General features: G+C 51.1%; 13 protein-coding genes and 1 pseudogene. 5 read left to right on the forward strand and 9 right to left on the reverse strand.

Annotated elements, in window-relative coordinates; genetic code table 11:
* Positions 1-119: 119 nt before the first annotated feature.
* Positions 120-554, forward strand: a pseudogene (tnpA, locus tag ACMHXH_RS01350) (IS200/IS605 family transposase).
* A 90-nt stretch (positions 555-644) separates the two neighbouring features.
* Here tnpA and ACMHXH_RS01355 read toward each other — a convergent pair.
* Genes ACMHXH_RS01355 through ACMHXH_RS01370 form a run of 4 tightly spaced genes read right to left on the reverse strand, consistent with a single transcriptional unit; the run spans position 645 to position 5,771 of the window.
* Positions 645-1,352 (reverse strand): ATP-binding cassette domain-containing protein, encoded by a 708-nt coding sequence (locus ACMHXH_RS01355; protein WP_335911712.1) that lies wholly within the window; start codon positions 1,350-1,352, stop codon positions 645-647.
* On the reverse strand, positions 1,349-3,214 hold the full coding sequence (locus ACMHXH_RS01360) for an ATP-binding cassette domain-containing protein (protein ID WP_335911714.1): 1,866 nt from the start codon (positions 3,212-3,214) through the stop codon (positions 1,349-1,351). The genes ACMHXH_RS01355 and ACMHXH_RS01360 overlap by 4 nt, the downstream gene beginning before the upstream one ends.
* Positions 3,211-4,272 (reverse strand): ABC transporter permease, encoded by a 1,062-nt coding sequence (locus tag ACMHXH_RS01365; protein ID WP_233962382.1) that lies wholly within the window; start codon positions 4,270-4,272, stop codon positions 3,211-3,213. The genes ACMHXH_RS01360 and ACMHXH_RS01365 overlap by 4 nt, the downstream gene beginning before the upstream one ends.
* A complete protein-coding gene (locus tag ACMHXH_RS01370; RefSeq protein WP_335911717.1) occupies positions 4,263-5,771 on the reverse strand; it encodes an ABC transporter substrate-binding protein in 1,509 nt (502 codons plus the stop codon). Before ACMHXH_RS01370 ends, ACMHXH_RS01365 begins: the two co-directional genes overlap by 10 nt.
* Before the next feature lie 642 nt (positions 5,772-6,413).
* On the opposite strand from ACMHXH_RS01370, the gene nikR reads away from it, so the two are divergent.
* Entirely contained in the window at positions 6,414-6,824 is a 411-nt protein-coding gene (gene nikR, locus ACMHXH_RS01375) for a nickel-responsive transcriptional regulator NikR (protein ID WP_039035281.1), read from the forward strand.
* Between the two features lie 159 nt (positions 6,825-6,983).
* Here nikR and lpxM read toward each other — a convergent pair whose 3' ends face one another.
* The 4 genes from lpxM to pheS form a co-directional block, all read right to left on the reverse strand.
* Positions 6,984-7,937: a lauroyl-Kdo(2)-lipid IV(A) myristoyltransferase gene (gene lpxM / locus ACMHXH_RS01380; protein ID WP_071476962.1), complete on the reverse strand. Its 954-nt coding sequence runs from the start codon at positions 7,935-7,937 to the stop codon at positions 6,984-6,986.
* 146 nt (positions 7,938-8,083) lie between these two features.
* Complete coding sequence (ihfA, locus tag ACMHXH_RS01385) at positions 8,084-8,380, reverse strand: integration host factor subunit alpha (protein WP_025009628.1); 297 nt, start codon at positions 8,378-8,380, stop codon at positions 8,084-8,086.
* 3 nt (positions 8,381-8,383) lie between these two features.
* Entirely contained in the window at positions 8,384-10,771 is a 2,388-nt protein-coding gene (pheT, locus tag ACMHXH_RS01390) for a phenylalanine--tRNA ligase subunit beta (protein ID WP_144361536.1), read from the reverse strand.
* 15 nt (positions 10,772-10,786) lie between these two features.
* Positions 10,787-11,767: a phenylalanine--tRNA ligase subunit alpha gene (gene pheS, locus ACMHXH_RS01395; protein WP_039035284.1), complete on the reverse strand. Its 981-nt coding sequence runs from the start codon at positions 11,765-11,767 to the stop codon at positions 10,787-10,789.
* A gap of 365 nt (positions 11,768-12,132) precedes the next feature.
* On the opposite strand from pheS, the gene ACMHXH_RS01400 reads away from it, so the two are divergent.
* Positions 12,133-13,881: a DEAD/DEAH box helicase gene (locus ACMHXH_RS01400; RefSeq protein ID WP_039035303.1), complete on the forward strand. Its 1,749-nt coding sequence runs from the start codon at positions 12,133-12,135 to the stop codon at positions 13,879-13,881.
* 50 nt (positions 13,882-13,931) lie between these two features.
* The gene (locus ACMHXH_RS01405; protein ID WP_025009626.1) at positions 13,932-14,189 is read left to right on the forward strand and encodes a GrxA family glutaredoxin; all 258 of its coding nucleotides are present in this window, start codon (positions 13,932-13,934) and stop codon (positions 14,187-14,189) included.
* A 269-nt stretch (positions 14,190-14,458) separates the two neighbouring features.
* Here the strand turns inward: ACMHXH_RS01405 and ACMHXH_RS01410 are convergent, their stop codons facing one another.
* A complete protein-coding gene (locus ACMHXH_RS01410) occupies positions 14,459-16,300 on the reverse strand; it encodes a HAMP domain-containing histidine kinase (protein ID WP_162206388.1) in 1,842 nt (613 codons plus the stop codon).
* A gap of 257 nt (positions 16,301-16,557) precedes the next feature.
* Between ACMHXH_RS01410 and ACMHXH_RS01415 the strand changes: the two genes are divergently transcribed.
* Positions 16,558-17,681, forward strand: a protein-coding gene (locus ACMHXH_RS01415) for an IS3-like element ISVpa4 family transposase (protein ID WP_114139936.1) whose coding sequence is annotated in 2 segments (ribosomal slippage) — positions 16,558-16,810 and positions 16,810-17,681 — 1,125 coding nt in all. Because the reading frame shifts where the segments join, the coding sequence is not laid out codon by codon here.
* The last annotated feature ends 57 nt before the right edge of the window (positions 17,682-17,738 follow it).

Here is a 17,738-nt window from a genome sequence, read left to right on the forward strand (position 1 = left end):
TTTTCAGCCCCTAAACCACCTACTTCAGTAGGTGGTTATCATCAATTTAGGCTTGGCCTGTAAAGGCTACCCATGCTAATTGCTCTTTTGATTTTTAGCGAAGTCAAAGGACAAAAAGCATGAGTAGATACGAGCAAGCATCGCATGTGTATTGGCGATGTCAATATCATATAGTTTGGACTCCAAAGTACCGTTTTAGGATTCTCAAAAACAAAGTAGGTAAGGAGGTTTACCGCTGTATTCACGTTTACAGTGAGTAACTTGGGTGCAAAGTAGTAGAGTTAAATGTTCAGGTAGACCATGTTCATTTAGTTATAAAAGTTCCGCCAAAGTTATCGATATCAAGACTGATGGGAGCGCTCAAAGGCAAAATAGCACTAAAACTATTTAGTAAATATCCATACTTGAGGAAGAACAAAATGTGGGGTAACCATTTTTGGCAGCGAGGATACTTTGTCGATACGGTTGGAATAAATGAAGAGATAATAAGGCGTTATGTCCGGCATCAAGAGAAAGAAGAAAAGCAGGAGCAAACTCAGTTAACGCTGGAGTAAACAACGCCCCCTTTGAGGGGGCATATACAAAGCCACCTTCTTCAGAAGGTGGATTCTTTACTGGCTGGATATCAAGTTTAGCTACGTATTTTACACCGGCTTAAAGGGCTGTACTCTGTCGCAAACCGCGCCGAGCAAAGGTTTGTCGTGAGAGATCACCAGTAGCGTCAGCTGTTTATCACGGGCTATCTGCAACAGTTGTTGCCAAAGCCTTTGCTGACTCAGCATATCCAGCTGGGCCGTGATTTCATCACAGATAAGCAGCCGGGTTTCCGGCGCCACTGCCCTTAAAATATTGAGCCTTTGCAGCTCACCGCCGGAAAGGCCGCCGGGGCGTGATGCCAACCAGCGCCAGAATTCAGACTCGGCCACGCCGAGCATGGGCAAAAGATGAGCATAATCACGCCCGTGCCAACTCTCATTCAAGGATTGCGCCAGGGTCAATCTGGGGTTGAACGCCTGCTCCGGCTGCTGAATAACCCACTGAATGGGTGAAGGGCGGCCGCCAACCTGCTTGAGCACCTGACTGCACTCAAGCTTTCCCGCCGCAAGCGGCATCAAGCCTGTGAGTATCGCGGCCATGGTGGACTTGCCGCAGCCACTGTCACCCCAGATCCCGAGAATCTCGGCGCGATTAATAGCGATATCAGGCAGCTCAATCACCTTGCTGCCCCGATAAGCCAAGCCTCCACTGAGTGAAAGCAGCGGCGATAAGGATGCAGAAGGCAAAGGCGCGCTTTCAAGCGCCAAGGCAGAGCCGGATTGAGCCGGTTTGTTATGCAAAGAATTTAGACTCATGCACGCCTCCGACAAGGCGAGTTGCTGAAACTCTCCAGGCTGTCACCATGGGGCTTTTGTTGACCAGCTGGTTGACTAGCGGGTTCGCCAACGGGTTGACTGGCAGCTTGATTATCGAGCCGGCTATTGAGGTGACTCTTGGGACCGCTCTTTGGTTCAGCATCAGCCAAGCGACAGCTGCCGGCAGGCCAGTTTTCCGGCAACGCCGCCAGCAAGGTGTGACTATAGCAGCCGTCACTCTCATATTCATCTCCCGGCTTATGCCCGGCAATACTCGTTCGCAGACTGGCGCTATCCGTCACCTCGGTGAGCCGACCGCGGCGCAGCAGATACAGCTCGGCATCCAAGGCCAACACGGCCCTGAGGTTATGACTGATAACCAGTACCGCCTTGGGGCTGGCGTCTAAACCCAGCCGCTGCTGCAAGGCGCCGCTGGCAAAGTCGTTGAGTAAGGCGTAAAGCTCAGTGGCAGCAAGCTCATCCAGACCGCAACAAGGCTCATCGGCCAGCAATAGATCCGGCGCTTGCAATAGGGCCTGGGCCAGTAATACCCGCCGGGCCATACCGCCGGAGAGCATGGGGGGATAAGCCGCCAAGATCTCCGCTGTGATACCCAGCTCGTCATACAAAGCCTGCCGGTAAGGGCGCATGGCATCATCACAGTACCAGTCAAGCAATTCGTTTATCTTAATGTTGGCGTCCAGCACCTGGGTACTCTGAGCGCAAAGCGCCGTCTTTTGCGGCCGCATCAAACCAACGCATTGCATGGCTATCCCCTTTGGCAAACTGCCCATGATAGCCAGCGCCAGCAAGCTCTTACCGGCGCCGCTCTCACCGAGCACTGCAGTAACCCGTCCAGGTGTCACCTCAATATTGAGCCCATCCAGCAAGGTTCTGCCACTGCTATCCTTAAGCGTTAAATCTGTCACTTGGGTATGAATGGCGACGACGGGTTTAACATCGCTTGAGGAAAGTAAATCACTTTTAGATCTCAAGGCATTGGTGCACGGTAACTTAGGCGCAGCCATACCGTCTCTGGCAAACTGGATCAGATTTTCGGCAAGCTTAGATAACAGCAAAACAAAGCTCAGCAGCAAGATCCCGGGAAACAGCGCCAGCCACCATTGGCCAAGCAACAGATAGCGATTGGCCTCAGCCAGCAGTTCGCCTATGGAGGGCGCGTTGCTGTCGAGGCCAAAACCAAGAAAGCTCAGCGCCGCGACATGAAGCAAGGCGTGCGGAAACAAGTTGAGCCCGCCAATCAGCCACTGCGGCATGATATGAGGCCATAAGTGGCGCATGCGGGTGCTTAACCTGGAGCCGCCGAAACCCAAAGCCAAACTGACATAGGGCTGAGCCAGGATTTCATCCATTTCCAGTAAGAGTAAACGGGTCAGTCTCGGCCAATGACTCAAAGCCAGGGCCGCAATCACCCCATATTCCTGTCCACCAAAGGCCAGCGCCAGCAAGATCAGCAGCAACAGATGTGGCAGTGACATACAGAGATCGCAACCGAGTAATACAGCTTGACGCCACTTGGAGCCGGTTTGCGCCAGCAAGGCCAGCAGCAGTGCCAGCGAACTGCTGAGCAGTACCGCCAGCGCGCCTATCCACAGACTTTTGAGCATGGCCGCGCCGCTACGCTCGGCCATATCACGCCCAAGCCAATCCGTCCCCATGGGATGAGCCCAGGATGGCCCCTGACTCTTGGCCAGCAGGTTAAGCTCACTGGCATGATTGCCAAATAGCAGGCATAGTGTCGTCAGCAAGAAAAGTCCGCAAACCGGCCAAAACCAGATGGCGACGCGACTGCCATCCTTGGCCTGAAGGCTTTTCAAGCAAAGCGTTAATCCGCCCATCATGCCTGCACTCCAGTGGCGTGAGTCGAAAGTCCACTAAGCCTGCCACGCTGCAATCTGGCGCTGATAAGCTCGGCGGCCAGGTTACCGCAAAACACAAACAGCGCCGAAAACAGGGTAATCCCCATCAGCAAGGGCGCATCGTTACCGAGTCCGGCCTTGACCAAAGCGCTACCGAGTCCGGGGAAATTAAACACGGTTTCGGCGAGAATAGAGCCGCCGAACAGCTCGGCAAAAGAAGCAAAGTGCAGCACTATCGCGGGCTTTAGACTATTGGCAAAGATATGCTTCTTGAATACCGCCAGACGACCTTTACCGTGACTTTGGGCATATCCCACATATTCGCTGTGGTAGAGATCCAGCACCTTTTCCCGGGTGTGCAGCACCAAGGGTGAGAGTTGGCTTAGCGTCAGGACAGTCAAGGGCAAAGCGAGGTGCAACAACATACTGCCAAGGCTCTGCTCGGTAAAACTCAGCCCCAGCGGCGCAGCGCAGCACACGGGTGTCCAGGCCAGAGTGACAGAAAACAGGCTTATCATTATCATTGCCAACCAAAATGACGGAATGCTCGAAAGCAGCCAGGCAAAGCGTCTCAGCCAGCGATCGCAGAAACTCCCTTCGGTGATGGCACACAGCAGTCCCAGGCCATAACCGAGCAGCAGAGCCAGTCCCCAGGAGAGCGCCATCAACAGCAAGGATAGCGGCAAGCGCTCGGCAATCACCTCGGAAACGCTCTGGCGAAACACCAGACTCTGACCCATATCGCCACTCAGCAGAGCGGAAAAGTAACTGCTGATCTGCTGCCAGAGTCCAGTGTCCAACCCTAGCTCGCGGATCATCTGGGTGCGCTGGGCATCGGATACCGCCAGCAGATTACCGCCCAGATAGTGAATTAAGGGATCGAGCGGCGACAAGGACAAGAGCACAAAAGCCAGCAAACAAGCAAGCAACAACAGCAGCGCCAGCCGCAGAGACCGCAACAAAGCTCCCCGCCAGCAAACTGACGACCACTTTTGCGCCACTATCGGCTTGTTGGCAGACAACATTGGTTTCATGGACATTGCCAGCGCCACTGGTTGATATTATTGGTGATCGGCCAGCCATGACCGTGAGGTTCCACCAAGGGTTGCCCCAAATCGAGACAAGGGTTGGCGGCATACAGATGCTGCAGATTCACCAACCAACTCCAGGGCACATCCCGGCTTATCTGTTGCTGTGCCTGTTTCCAGAATGCAATCGCACTGTCGACAGAGTCTGCCTCGCGAGCCTTTTCCAGCGCCTTATCGACCAGCGGGTTATCATAATAGCCGGAGTTGAAATAGCCTTTACCGGCATTGCGGCTGTCGTAGACAAGCGCCATCTCATTGGCCGAAAGGCTGCCAAAGCCAAAGAGCACCGGCGCCTGATGCATCACCCGATAGATATTTTCCCAGCTGTCCGCCTTGGGCTCCACCTCGAACCCAGCCATTCTGGCCATCTGGGCACTGGCCAGCGCCAACTGCTCACGTATGCTGTCACCGGCCAGATAGTAGAGCGGGAATGTCAGCCGTTGCCCATTCTTTTCGCGAATGCCGTCCGCTCCCGGTAACCAACCGGCGTTGGCCAAGAGTTCTGACGCTTTGAGTAAACGCTGCTTCATCTGCCAATCGGCCCAATCGGGAACCGCGCCGCCCCATGGCAAGTCATCGGCGATTGACCAGGCCGGTCTTGCGTAGCCCCCCAGCAGATTATCGACCAGTTGCTGGCGGTCGATCACCATATCGAAGGCTTGGCGCACCGCCAATTCACTGGTGACCGGGTTATCTTCCGCCCGCATCGGCCAGGCAATGCCGCGGTTATCGACGCTGGTTTGTGACCACAGGCGATAATTACCCTGCGCCATCAGGGCATCGGCATATCTGGGTGCCAGCGCCGAGAGTTGCAACTGCCCGGTTCTGAGCATGGCAAAGCGGCTGTCTTCGTCGGCAAAGACGATAACCAATTTGTCGAAAAAGGGCTTTTTCAGCAGCGGGTTGTCAGGATCGGCACTCTGATATTTAGGGTTAGCTTCCAGGATCAACTGCTGCCCCTTATCCCAGCGGCGCATTTTATAGGGCCCCGAACCTATGGGATGCTGACCATAATCCGGGCCGTAACTGTCGCTTGGCACTATCGCCAGCTCGGCCAAGGTATCGATAAAACCGATATCTGCCTGCTTGAGGGTGAATTCGACTTGCAGCTCAGACTTTTGTTCCACCTTGACCAAATTGGATAAATCCTGCATACCGGCAGCATTTCTGGCCTGCTCAAAGGTAAAAGCCACATCCTCTGCGTTGAGCGGACTGCCGTCACTGAACACCAGATTAGGCCTCAGGGTTACTGTCCATTTGAGCCTGTCGGGGCTCAAGGTCCAATCGCTGGCAATATCACCGATAAACTCGCCGCCGCCTGAGCGGCGCAGCAAGGCAGATTGAATGAGCGGATTATTGTAGCGCCCCCAACCTAGGATGGGGTCAAAGCCACCATCGGGCTCCGCACCCAGCACCATGACCAAGGGCTCTGGGGTCGTATTCGCTTTCAACTGGAAAGGCAAAGCTACTGCCAACAGAGTCAGTAACAGCAATCCGGTAGTTGATATTGTCGACTTGGACCCATGTTTTGATTGTGTCAGTTTTTCTGACCTTTGCGGCTTGGACCGGCAAATGGGTTTGCGCTTGGATTTGATATAAACAGATGAAAGCAACACCTGAAACTCCCGAACCTGGCTAAAATTTTTTAGACTTATTGACGGATATGATGGCGGTTCCGCGGCAAAGTGATACTAACTTGTATGTTGGTTTGCCAAGGAGAAGAGCGCAATTCAAGTTCAGTGCATAACCAGATCATTTGAGCCGAACCCTAACTATTCATATAAGCTAGGGATCCGGCCAATGGGTGCAGCAGGAAATGATCAAGCTCTCTTGATTGCTTAAATAGGCTTGTTTATTAAACGCCCACAAGGCATTTTCAGTGTTATGTTCGACCGGAACCTAACGCCACCCGCCGATATTACTTATTTATTTTTAGTAACACTACCCCGATTCCTTTCAGTGTAACAGCACAAAAAACCAACAAAGATAAAAAGTTTGCTATAGATCACACCCAATGAAAATGGAAAAGGACATTTTGTGGCAAAGCTTGTGTAAGCTCTACTAACCAATAGTGTTTTTCTGAAGAAACAGTCATGACAGATGAAACTCAACGTTTTACCGTATCCCTACCCCAATCACTGTTCGAAGAGATAGAAAATGATAGCCGCGAGCGAGGCTATCAATCACGTTCAGAATATATTCGCGATCTGTTTCGCGACAGGATAGTTGATAAGCAATGGAACAACAGCAAAGAGGATGTTGTAGGTGTACTGACCTTGGTTTTCGATCATCATCAGAGAGGTTTGTCGGAAAAGCTGATTGAAATCCAGCACAATCATCTAGTACACGTGCTCTGCAGTACCCATGTCCACATAGACCATCATAAGTGTTTGGAAACCATTATCCTCAAAGGTCAGGCTTTTGAAGTAAATAAGTTGGTCAATCAAATAGCGGTACTGAAAGGGGTTAATCTCGCGCGTTTAAGTCGTGCCGGAATTATCTGATATTGCATAGTGCCCACTATCAAGCACAAACCTGCCGGTATTGCACGCAAAGTCATTGCCATAAGCAGCTATCCCGCTATGGCAATGACCGCATGAGACGCAAGTCTAAATGCAAGTAATGATATTAAGTTCCTTGGTAATCCGAGCCTATGTTGATATTCAATAGATAGACGGCATACCTTCCGGGCGGGTACGCAGCACCTTAAGAAACCACATATACTGCTCGGGATAGGCGGTAATCACCTGCTCCACGGCCTTGTTTAATGCAATGGCTTCATTTTCCTTACCTTGCATCGACTCAGGGGCAATCGCCGGCATAACCGTCAAACGAAAACATCTGGCTTGGTCATCATAACCAATTTTCACAGGCATCACCTGGGCGTTACCTGCCTGTGCCAAGCGGCCAACCACTGGCAAGGTGGCCTTGACAGTCCCTAAAAATGGCGCAAATACGCTCTGCTCCGGCCCTAAGTCTTCATCCGGCAGATAGAAGAAACTGTTGCCCTGTTTCAGCTCAGCCAACAAGGCCCGGATCCCGGCTTCACGCATATAGATATTGCCGCCTTGCGAACTACGCATCCGGTTATTGAACCAGTTGAACAATTCATTTCGATGCGCTTTGGCCATAGACACCATGGGCAAGTCCAAATTAAGTCTTAGACCGGCATACTCTATGCCCCAAACATGAGGCATGATAAAGATAATCGGCTGCCCTGCTTCACGGGCAGCAGCGATATGTTCTTCACCCTCAAGCAGCACTCTTTTACGAATATAAACGCTTGGCATCAAAATCAGCTCAGATTGTGCCAGCAGTGTCATTACAAAAGCTTCGGTGTTGCGTTCCAGCAACTGCTCGATTTCCTGCTCACTCTTATCGGGGAAACAGGCTTTAAGGTTGGCTCTGGCTACACTTATCGGTTTATGAGCGACACGTTTGACCAAACGCGACAACCCACGGGCAATAGGATCTCTAATGAGAGCAGGCAAGAGACCAAACAGAACCAGTACGCCTATCGCCAACCAACTCCCCCAAAACCTGGGGTGCAGCAATGACCAACGGAAGCGCCTATCGAAGTATTTGCCTTTCTTAGGCTTGGAAGGTGTATTTGACAAGGTTTAACCCCTGGGTTTAATCCCAATGCAATGCCAAACCAGGCATTAAAAATGCGACACAGCAGGGTAGAAGCACTTTCTACAGACACAAACAGGGAAGCCACCCACAGGAGCGGCTTCCCTGTTCTAAATTACTGACCGAGCAGTTATTTGCCTTTGTTAGCGGCTTCTACGCGACTCTTCAGTTTCTGTCCCGGACGGAATGTCACCACCCGGCGGGCAGAAATTGGGATATCCTGACCTGTTTTGGGATTCCTTCCCGGTCTTTGATTCTTATCCCTAAGGTCAAAGTTGCCAAAGCCAGATAACTTGACCTGCTCACCATTTTCAAGCGCGGTTCGGATCTCTTCGAAAAACGCTTCAACCATCTCTTTTGCTACCCGCTTGTTAATACCAAGCGTTTCAAAAAGATGCTCTGCCATTTCGGCCTTGGTAAGTGCCATACTTTAATCCCTCAACGATGCGTTGAACTCAGACTTGAGTGCAGAAACCACTGTATCAACCATCTCAGCAATCTCTTTTTCCTCAAGTGTACGAGTGTTATCTTGTAACGTAAGTGCGATCGCCAGACTCTTTTTGCCCTGCTCTACACCTTTACCTCGGTATACATCGAACAAGTTTAAGCCAACCAACTGATTTTCGCCAACTTTTCTTATCAGCGTCATCACTTCACCTGCGGCGACTTCTTCATCAACCACTATGGCGATATCGCGGCGATTGGCTGGAAACTTAGACACAGCCTGGGCTTGCGGCAATTTAGCCTGCAGCAAGGCGTCCAATTCCAGCTCAAAAACTATGGTTTTGCCATTCAGCCCAAAAGGCTTCTCGAGGCTGGGATGGACTGCACCTATATAGCCTATGACCCGATCATTTCTCAATATTTCAGCACATTGCCCCGGATGCATAGCCGGATGCTGCGCTCCTTTAAAACTAAATTCAGCTTCGGAAACTGTCAAGCCAATAATGGCTTCTAAATCACCTTTAAGATCGAAGAAATCAACGGTTTTCGACTCCATGCTCCAGTGTTCATCGCTCTGGGGGCCGGCGATCACCGCGCCCAGCATGGTTTGTTGTCTTACGCCGGATTCTGCTTGTGCATCAGGAATAAAGCGTAAACCTGTCTCAAACAGGCGTACACGAGCCTGCTGACGGGCCTGGTTGTAACCCACGGCATTCAGCAATCCGGTGAACATGGACAGGCGCATGGCCGACATTTCACTGGAAATCGGGTTAGGCAATACCATAGCGTCGCTGTCAGGGTGAACCAGTTTTTGCAGCTTGGGATCCACAAAGCTGTATGTGACGGCCTCCTGGAAACCCCGTGCCACCAACAAAGCTCTTACCCGGCTCAATTTAAGATCCGACTCTTTATGATCTGTCATAGACAGACGCGCCAGCGGGGCTGTGTTCGGAATGTTGTTATAGCCGTAAATCCGGGCAACTTCTTCAATAAGATCTTCTTCAATTGCCATGTCGAAACGGTAAGTGGCGGTTTTCACCTGCCAGTCACTGCCCTGTTTTAAAACTTGGAAGCCCAATCGGGTCAGAATTTGTTCAACATCTGTGTCATCGATATGATGTCCGAGCAGTTTGTCCAGTTTGCTGCGGCGCAGTTTAATGTCGGCAGCCTTTGGCAGATGCGCTTCGCTCTTGGCTTCAACCACAGGACCGGCTTCGCCGCCACAGATATCCAGCACCAAACGGGTGGCTCTGTCCATGGCTTTATGCTGCAGCTCTGGATCAACGCCGCGCTCAAAGCGATGCGAAGAGTCGGTGTGCAATCCAAGACGACGGGCCTTGCCCATGATAGCCAGCGGCGCGAAGAAAGCACACTCAAGCATGATATCGCGGGTTTGCTCGCTGACACCGGAAACCTCACCACCGAAGACACCGGCCAGGGCCAATGCCTGGCTGTTATCGGCAATCACCAGGGTATCGGCTGGCACAGTAATTTCGTTGCCATCGAGCAGAGTCAGTTTCTCTTCACCGTTACCCAGGCGTACCTTGATACTGCCGTCAATCTTGTCCAAATCGAAAGCATGCATCGGCTGGCCGAACTCAACCAACACATAGTTGGTGATATCCACGATAGGGTCTATGGACCGAATACCGCTACGGCGCAGCTTTTCCACCATCCAATCAGGCGTTTGCGCCTTGACATTGACATTACTGATAACCCGGCCCAAATATCTTGGACAGGCTTCCGGGTTGGCGACCTCTATTTCAACTGTACGCTCACTACTGACACTGGCGGCTTCCCAGCTTGGCTCGGTCACGTTCAGTCGGTTGAGCACGCCCACTTCGCGGGCCAGTCCCACCATACCCAGGCAATCGGCGCGGTTAGCGGTAAGATCCACATCGATAATCACGTCATCGAGCTGCAGATATTCGCGAATATCTGTACCAATAGGCGCCTCCAGCGGCAGTTCAATGATGCCGTCGCTTTCAATATCTATGCCCAACTCGCCATAAGAGCACAGCATGCCGTGTGAAGCTTGTCCACGCAGTTTGGCTTTCTTGATCTTGAAGTCGCCAGGCAGCACAGCACCGACAACGGCCACAGCAACCTTGAGTCCCTGACGGCAGTTAGGGGCGCCGCAAACAATATCCAGCAGCTCTTCGCCACCGACATTGACCTTGGTAACCCGCAGCTTGTCGGCATCGGGGTGTTGACCACATTCAACCACCTCACCCACTACCACGCCGGAAAAGTCACCGGCTACGGCAATGACATCGTCCACTTCCAGGCCGGCCATGGTGATTTGATGAGTTAATTCGTCACGGCTAATCGCAGGGTTAACCCACTCACGAAGCCAGGATTCACTGAATTTCATAATACTAAAGCTCCGTTATTTGAATTGCTTGAGAAAACGCAGGTCGTTTTCGAAGAAGGCACGCAGGTCGTTGACACCATAGCGCAACATGGCCAGACGCTCGACACCCATACCAAAAGCAAAACCGGAGTATTTATCAGGATCGACTCCCACACCGCGCAGCACATTCGGGTGAACCATGCCGCAGCCGAGCACTTCCAGCCAACCATTCTTGCCTTTTACATCCACTTCGGCAGACGGCTCGGTAAAGGGGAAGTATGAAGGACGGAAACGAATCTCCAAATCCTCTTCAAAGAAGTTACGTAGGAAGTCGTGCAAAATGCCTTTCAGCTCGGCAAAGTTTACATTCTCGTCCACCAGCAGACCTTCCACCTGATGGAACATAGGCGTGTGGGTCATATCATAGTCATTACGATAGACTCGGCCGGGAGAGATGATTCGCAACGGCGGTTTTTCCACTTCCATGGTGCGAATTTGCACCCCTGAAGTCTGGGTACGCAACACTAACTTGGGATTGAAGTAGAAAGTATCGTGATCAGCCCGAGCTGGATGATGCTCAGGAATATTCAAGGCATCGAAGTTATGATAATCATCTTCGATTTCCGGCCCCTGTACGACACTAAAGCCCAACTCACCAAAAAAGCTTTCAATTCGTTCTATGGTACGGGTGACCGGATGTAAACCACCATTATCCAGGCGACGTCCCGGCAGGGTGACATCGACTTTCTCTGTCTGGAGTTTCTGTTCCAACTCGGCGGCTTTCAGCCCTTCAATGCGCTGATTGAGGAACTGCTGTACCTTTTGCTTGGCTTCGTTGACCTTCTGGCCGAAGGCGGGCTTTTCTTGTGGACTCAGGGTCGCCATCAACTTCATCATGTCGGTGATCTTGCCCTTCTTGCCAAGATAATCGACGCGGATGTCATCGAGGATTTTCAGATCACTGGCCCCTTCGATGGCGGCTAAGGCCTGTTCTACGATCTCAGTTAACTGCTGCATCTTCTCTTCCAGTGCATGCCGGCCCGTAGGCGGCGATTTTGGTGTCTGTTTGAATTAAAACAGTAAAAGCGTGAAATTTTACGTTAGCCACGGGTCTTTGACCAGTGTCATGAGGCATTTTAGCAAATGAATTGCCTAGAAAAAGTGCTTTTTTTAACCAGTGATGTCCTGAGGCGGATGAGTTGTGGTGTCCGAGGGTAAAAAGTCGCCAACAAACCCGGAAAACCACAGAAGCCTGGCGCGTCTGTGATAAGCTTGCCCCACGGTCAACTCCTCTTCGCAACTCAGTGTCCACAGATAGTAAAAAGCCAGCAGATCAGAAAGCGACGACAAACACTCAGGCAGAAGATACCGCCAAGGTCGGCATTCGCCTACGTGATTATCAGCAGCAAGCCGTAGATGCTGCAGTACGTTATTTCCGCGCTCAGTCTGGCTCGGCTGTGATAGTGCTGCCCACGGGAGCCGGCAAGAGTTTGGTGATTGCTGAGCTGGCCCGCATCGCCAAAGGCAAGATACTGGTACTGACCCATGTCAAAGAGCTGGTCGCCCAAAACGCCGAAAAAGTTGCTCTGTTGACCGATGAAGCCAGCATCTACTCGGCCGGACTGAGGCAAAAGCTCACCCAAGGCAAAACCGTTGTCGCCAGCGTGCAATCCGCCGGGCGCAACCTGGAAGCCTTTGACAGCCACTACTCCCTGGTAGTCATAGACGAGTGCCACAGAGTGAGCCTTGAGCAAGACAGCCAGTATCAACAACTGCTTGAACACCTCAAATCCCACAACCCCAAACTTAAGCTGCTGGGATTGACGGCCACCCCTTATCGCCTTGGACTGGGATTTATCTATCGCCGCCACTATCACGGCCGGGTTGGTAATCCCGACCGAGGGATTTTCGATGACTGCATTTTCGAGTTGCCCTTAAGGCCCCTCATTAAGCAGGGCTATCTGACACCGCCCAGGCTTTACGATGGCCTGAGCGCTCAGTATGACTTCAGCAGCCTGCCGAGCAACGGCAATGGAGAATACGATGAGGCCAAGGTCGATGCCCTGCTCAGTCACAATGGCCGCGCGACCAAGGCCATTGTTAACCAGCTAAGACAACTGGCCAACACCCGCAAGGGGGTGATTATTTTTGCAGCCACAGTGCGTCACGCCGAAGAAGTGCTAACACTACTGGCTGACGAACAGGCAGCGCTCATCACAGCGACCACAGAGATGCAGCAAAGGGATGCCATCATCCGCGCCTTTAAAGCCCAGAAACTTAAGTTTCTGGTCAATGTAGCAGTGCTCACAACAGGGTTTGATGCGCCCCATGTGGATCTTATTGCCATCATGCGGCCTACGGCATCTGTAAGCCTGTTTCAACAGATGGTTGGCCGCGGCCTGAGACTGGCCGAAGGCAAACAGGACTGTCTGGTCATAGATTATGCCGCCAGCGGCTTTGATCTCTTCTATCCCGAGGTTGGCACTCCCAAGCCAGCGGCAAACTCGGTGCCGGTGCAGGTTCCCTGCCCCGAGTGTGGTTTTGCCAATATCTTCTGGGGCAAGACGGATGAGGATGGTGACATCATCGAACACTTCGGCCGCCGCTGCCAGGGACTGTTGCAGGACAATAATCAATGCAGTTATCGCTATCGCGCCAAATCATGCCCGGATTGCGGCGCCGAAAACGATATCGCTGCCAAGATTTGCCACCAGTGCCAATCGACCCTGGTCGACCCGGACAAACGCCTCAAAGAGGTGTTGTCAAAACAGCATCACCACCTGTTCAAAGTGCAGCAAATGTTGCTGCATGCCGAAGAGGGGCGTCTCAGAGTTCAGTATCTGGATTACGACGGCAATGACTTCAACCAGTATTTTAAAATGGAGACCAGTGCTCAACGCCGGGCACTGTTTGCTTGTTTTATCCATCCCCACAGCAAAACACCCGGGCTGAATCTGCCGAAATACAGCCAACCACAACAAGTTGTCGAAGATGCGGCGCGGTTTCGGGCGCCGGACATGCTGCTGCTGAAAAAACAGGCGCGGCGCTGGGATTTATTGCAAACTTTCTTTGATTATCAAGGCAGGTTTCAAACCGAAAAATCATTCCTGGGATCAAGCAACTTAGCATAGGCCTTTAAGCTGTGGTATAACTGCTGCAAATCAAGTCCATGGGAGTCAATATGTTTGTAGTTATTTTCGGTCGTCCAGGTTGCCCATATTGCGTACGTGCAGTGCAACTTTCTGAGCAACTGGCAGAGAAGCGTGATGATTTCAAGTTTAAGTATGTCGATATACACGCCGAAGGCATCACCAAGGCCGATCTGGAAAAAACCGTAGGCAAGCCGGTTGAGACTGTGCCGCAGATCTTTGTCGACAAAGAGCACGTCGGCGGCTGCACTGAATTTGAAGCCTACGTCAGAGAAAACAACCTGCTTTAATCCAAGTTACACTTCCCAATCAAGGACGATACCTTTTATGCTCAAAAGCAAGGGTATCGTCCTGCATCCAACCTTTTCTGCCTCAATCGAACGACAACTTCAAAAGCAAACAGTTAAGCCGACCTACTGCGAGTAACACCGTGACTATGTATGCCCGTTTCGTTCCAGCGGGTGTTGTCAGTGTCTTGCTTGCCAAGGAGTAGATAGACAGCAATTTTGTTTTTAAAGCACTCTCAAGCGCCATAGAGCTCAGCATCTATGCAGCTTGTTCAGGAAGCCATATTCCCGGTAGCAGCCTTTTCCGATTTGCCATCGACCTGCTCAAGCGGCAACAGCAAAATCATCGAAGTACCTATACCATTGACTCCTCTTGAAACCCGCACGCTCCCCCCCAATACTTCAGTGGTCAAATGATGCACTATATGTAGCCCAAGCCCGGTGCCGCCGCTGTTGCGTTTGGTAGTATAAAAGGGGTCAAACACTCGCTGACGATCCTGATCTTCAATCCCGACACCATTATCCATCACACAGATCTCAACCTTATGCTGAAGTTTACGGGCGCAGATATGGATCTCTCCCCGATCAGTATCTTCAAAAGCATGGATGAGTGCATTGTGCACCAGATTCTGAAGTACCTGCCCCAAAGGTCCAGGATAACTGTGCATATGGATATCCGAGGGAATATCAGTGGTCAGCTTATGATGACTGTGTTTCCACTGACCATGATTCAGCGCCAGAATGTCCGTCACCAACTCATGCAACCAAAAGGCTTGCCGGTCAGCATTAGCTCTGTCGGCAGCTACCTGACGAAACTGTTGAATAAGCAGTGCCGAGCGTTTGAGATTGCGTTCGGCCAGAGTCAAACCTTCCTCCTGGTATTGAATAAATTCCTCCAGTTGCGAGCGTTTGATAGTACCGTTGTGATAATCCCGCTTGAGTTCACCTAGCCTGTCATTGAGTGCAGTAACACACAGCATTGCCGCACCAATAGGTGTATTGAGTTCGTGAGCTACCCCGGCCACCATCAAACCCAAAGATGATAATTTCTCGGTACGAACCAACTCCTGCTGCGATGCCTTCAACTGAGCCAGCGTCATTGCAAGCGCCGCGTTACTTTGCTGTAACTCATGAGCCTTGTCTTCCAAACGCAGGTTGGAGCGCGCTAAAAACGCTCCCAGCAAAGTCATACATAAAAAAACTACTGCACCAACGCCGGCGTAGAGCCGTTTTAATCTGGCTTGAATGAGCAGTGGCTGTTCATCATGGGATAGGGTGTAAAGTATGGGTACCTTGCTGTCACCGTTCAGTATTGGCGCCACGCGGGAGAAAGTCCACATCCCGGTTTCATCGATAAACTGCCCTTGTTGTTCCTGTTGTATACGCCGCCAAACTTCAGGATGGACAACTGCCAGGCGCTGTTCAGGAGCGTCGAACATAAAACCCCACTCTCTGTGACCCAAAGTTGACAGCAACCAATAGCCTTCAGCATTCAGCAACATCGTCTTACCGGATTGGCGCAAACGTTCAAGTAAACCACTGCCATCCAGGTTCAATAGTGCCAGCCCGAGCTCCTTGCCGTTACTATCCATTACCTTGGTAGCAGCACGTAAGGTGGGTCGATAGGGGATCTCTATTTTACCGGCTTCGATATTGAGATCGAAAGGAGAATAATAAACCGCCCCCGAAGCCAAACGCTTGGCCTCAATGACATAATAGCGCGATGATTTATCCTGTAATGCATCTGCAGCGACAACTCGCCTTTGATTATCTCTATAGTCAACCCTCACCCGCTCAACGCCGGAATTTCCAATCCAGCGCACTTGCATATAGCTGGGATAGGCGCTGCTGAAGTCAACAAATAGACGCTGCAATAATTCCAGCTGTTCAGTATCACCAAGCCTGTTATCAGCTAATACCGATGCGGTCATCTGTGATAGTAAACTGACGTCCTGATGAACTCTGGTAAGCGTGGCGCCGAGTACCAGAGTATCTCTATCTACCAGTTCCTGCTGGGCATAACGCACCTGATCTATCTGCCATTGAGAGGCATAGTGATACATAAGCCAGCTTCCAAGGGGCACCAGTAACCACCAGGGCAGCAAATAACTCACCCAAGTCAGCCAAGAGTTTCGCCTTGTTCGTCCTAAAGATACGCCCTCAGAGTTCGGCGGTGCCATTAAAGCTTGTTCGGGCAAATCTATCGACATAACCAAGATTCCATTCAGCGATTATTGAGCCATTGCAATAACTCATCCAATGGCATGGCCTTTCCATACAACCATCCTTGACAGAAGTGGCCCCCAATTTTCGGACATGACTTTAAGTGGTCGATCTGTTTTGATAGTACCCAACAATACAGGGACAGATTATGACTAGAAAACGTAGAAACCACTCTCCTGAGTTTAAAGCTAAGGTGGCTCTCGATGCCGCTAAAGGCGATAAAACCGTCGCTGAGCTAGCTCAGAAATATAACCTGCACGCTAACCAGATCTCAACATGGAAAAAGGAGCTGCTTGAAAACGCAGCCATGATTTTTGCCACCGAAAATCACTCAGGAAAAGAGAGTTCCGAAGAAGTGGACAAACTTCACGCCAAGATCGGTCAATTGACCATGGAAAATGATTTTTTGGCCAAAGTGCTCGGTCGTTAGACCGAGCCCAGCGAAAGAGTTCGCTGGTTAAATCCACCCCATTGCCGATAAAGCGCCAATGTGAGCTGCTCAATATTGCTCGCTCTACCGCTTACTATCAACCCATCGGACTCTCTGCTGAGGAGATCACGTTACGACGAATGATTGACGAAATTCATCTGCAGTATCCGTTTATGGGCAGTCGGCGCATTCGAACTGAGCTGGCTAAAAATGGCCATAGCGTTAATCGTAAGCGTGTTGTTCGACTCATGCGCGATATGGGGATTGGGGCGATTTACCCCAAGCCCAAAACGACGCTGGCGAACAAAGCACACAAGGTGTATCCCTACCTGTTGCGTGATATCGAAGTCACTTACCCAAACCAAGCTTGGGCGATTGATATCACATATATCCCAATGGCGAAGGGGTTCCTGTACCTCGTTGCGATTATCGACTGGTATAGCCGCAAAGTGCTGGCTTGGCGACTATCCAACACCATGGACACGAGTTTTTGTATCGAAGCGCTTGAGGAAGCGCTGAAGCATTATGGGCCACCTGATATCTTTAACTCAGATCAAGGCAGCCAGTTTACCAGCACAGAGTTCACACAGAAGTTAATTGAGCATAACGTACGTATAAGCATGGATGGGAAAGGCCGCTGGGTTGACAATGTTTTCATTGAGCGATTATGGCGAAGCCTGAAATATGAGGAGGTTTACTTAAAGGCTTATACCACGCCCCGTGAAGCCGAGCTTGAAATCGGCAACTACATGGTGTTTTATAATGAAGAGCGTAACCATCAAGGACTCAATAACCTCACTCCTGATGAGGCCTACTTCGGTAGGCAAAGATACGCAGCATGAGCTGGGTCAACCACTTAAGAAATGAGCTTATGTGTCCAACCGTTGGGGACCACTTCT

The sequence above is a fragment of the Shewanella sp. BJSY2023SW001 genome (genome assembly GCF_047314685.1).
GTDB lineage: Bacteria > Pseudomonadota > Gammaproteobacteria > Enterobacterales > Shewanellaceae > Shewanella > Shewanella indica.

Bases quoted from the DNA above. Each gene is read 5' to 3' on its own strand.
- nikR (WP_039035281.1), top strand. From the start codon at position 6,414: ATGACAGATGAAACTCAACGTTTTACCGTATCCCTACCCCAATCACTG.
- ACMHXH_RS01365 (WP_233962382.1), bottom strand. From the start codon at position 4,272: ATGTCCATGAAACCAATGTTGTCTGCCAACAAGCCGATAGTGGCGCAA.
- ACMHXH_RS01355 (WP_335911712.1), bottom strand. From the start codon at position 1,352: ATGAGTCTAAATTCTTTGCATAACAAACCGGCTCAATCCGGCTCTGCC.
- pheS (WP_039035284.1), bottom strand. From the start codon at position 11,767: ATGCAGCAGTTAACTGAGATCGTAGAACAGGCCTTAGCCGCCATCGAA.
- ACMHXH_RS01405 (WP_025009626.1), top strand. From the start codon at position 13,932: ATGTTTGTAGTTATTTTCGGTCGTCCAGGTTGCCCATATTGCGTACGT.
- ihfA (WP_025009628.1), bottom strand. From the start codon at position 8,380: ATGGCACTTACCAAGGCCGAAATGGCAGAGCATCTTTTTGAAACGCTT.
- pheT (WP_144361536.1), bottom strand. From the start codon at position 10,771: ATGAAATTCAGTGAATCCTGGCTTCGTGAGTGGGTTAACCCTGCGATT.
- ACMHXH_RS01360 (WP_335911714.1), bottom strand. From the start codon at position 3,214: ATGATGGGCGGATTAACGCTTTGCTTGAAAAGCCTTCAGGCCAAGGAT.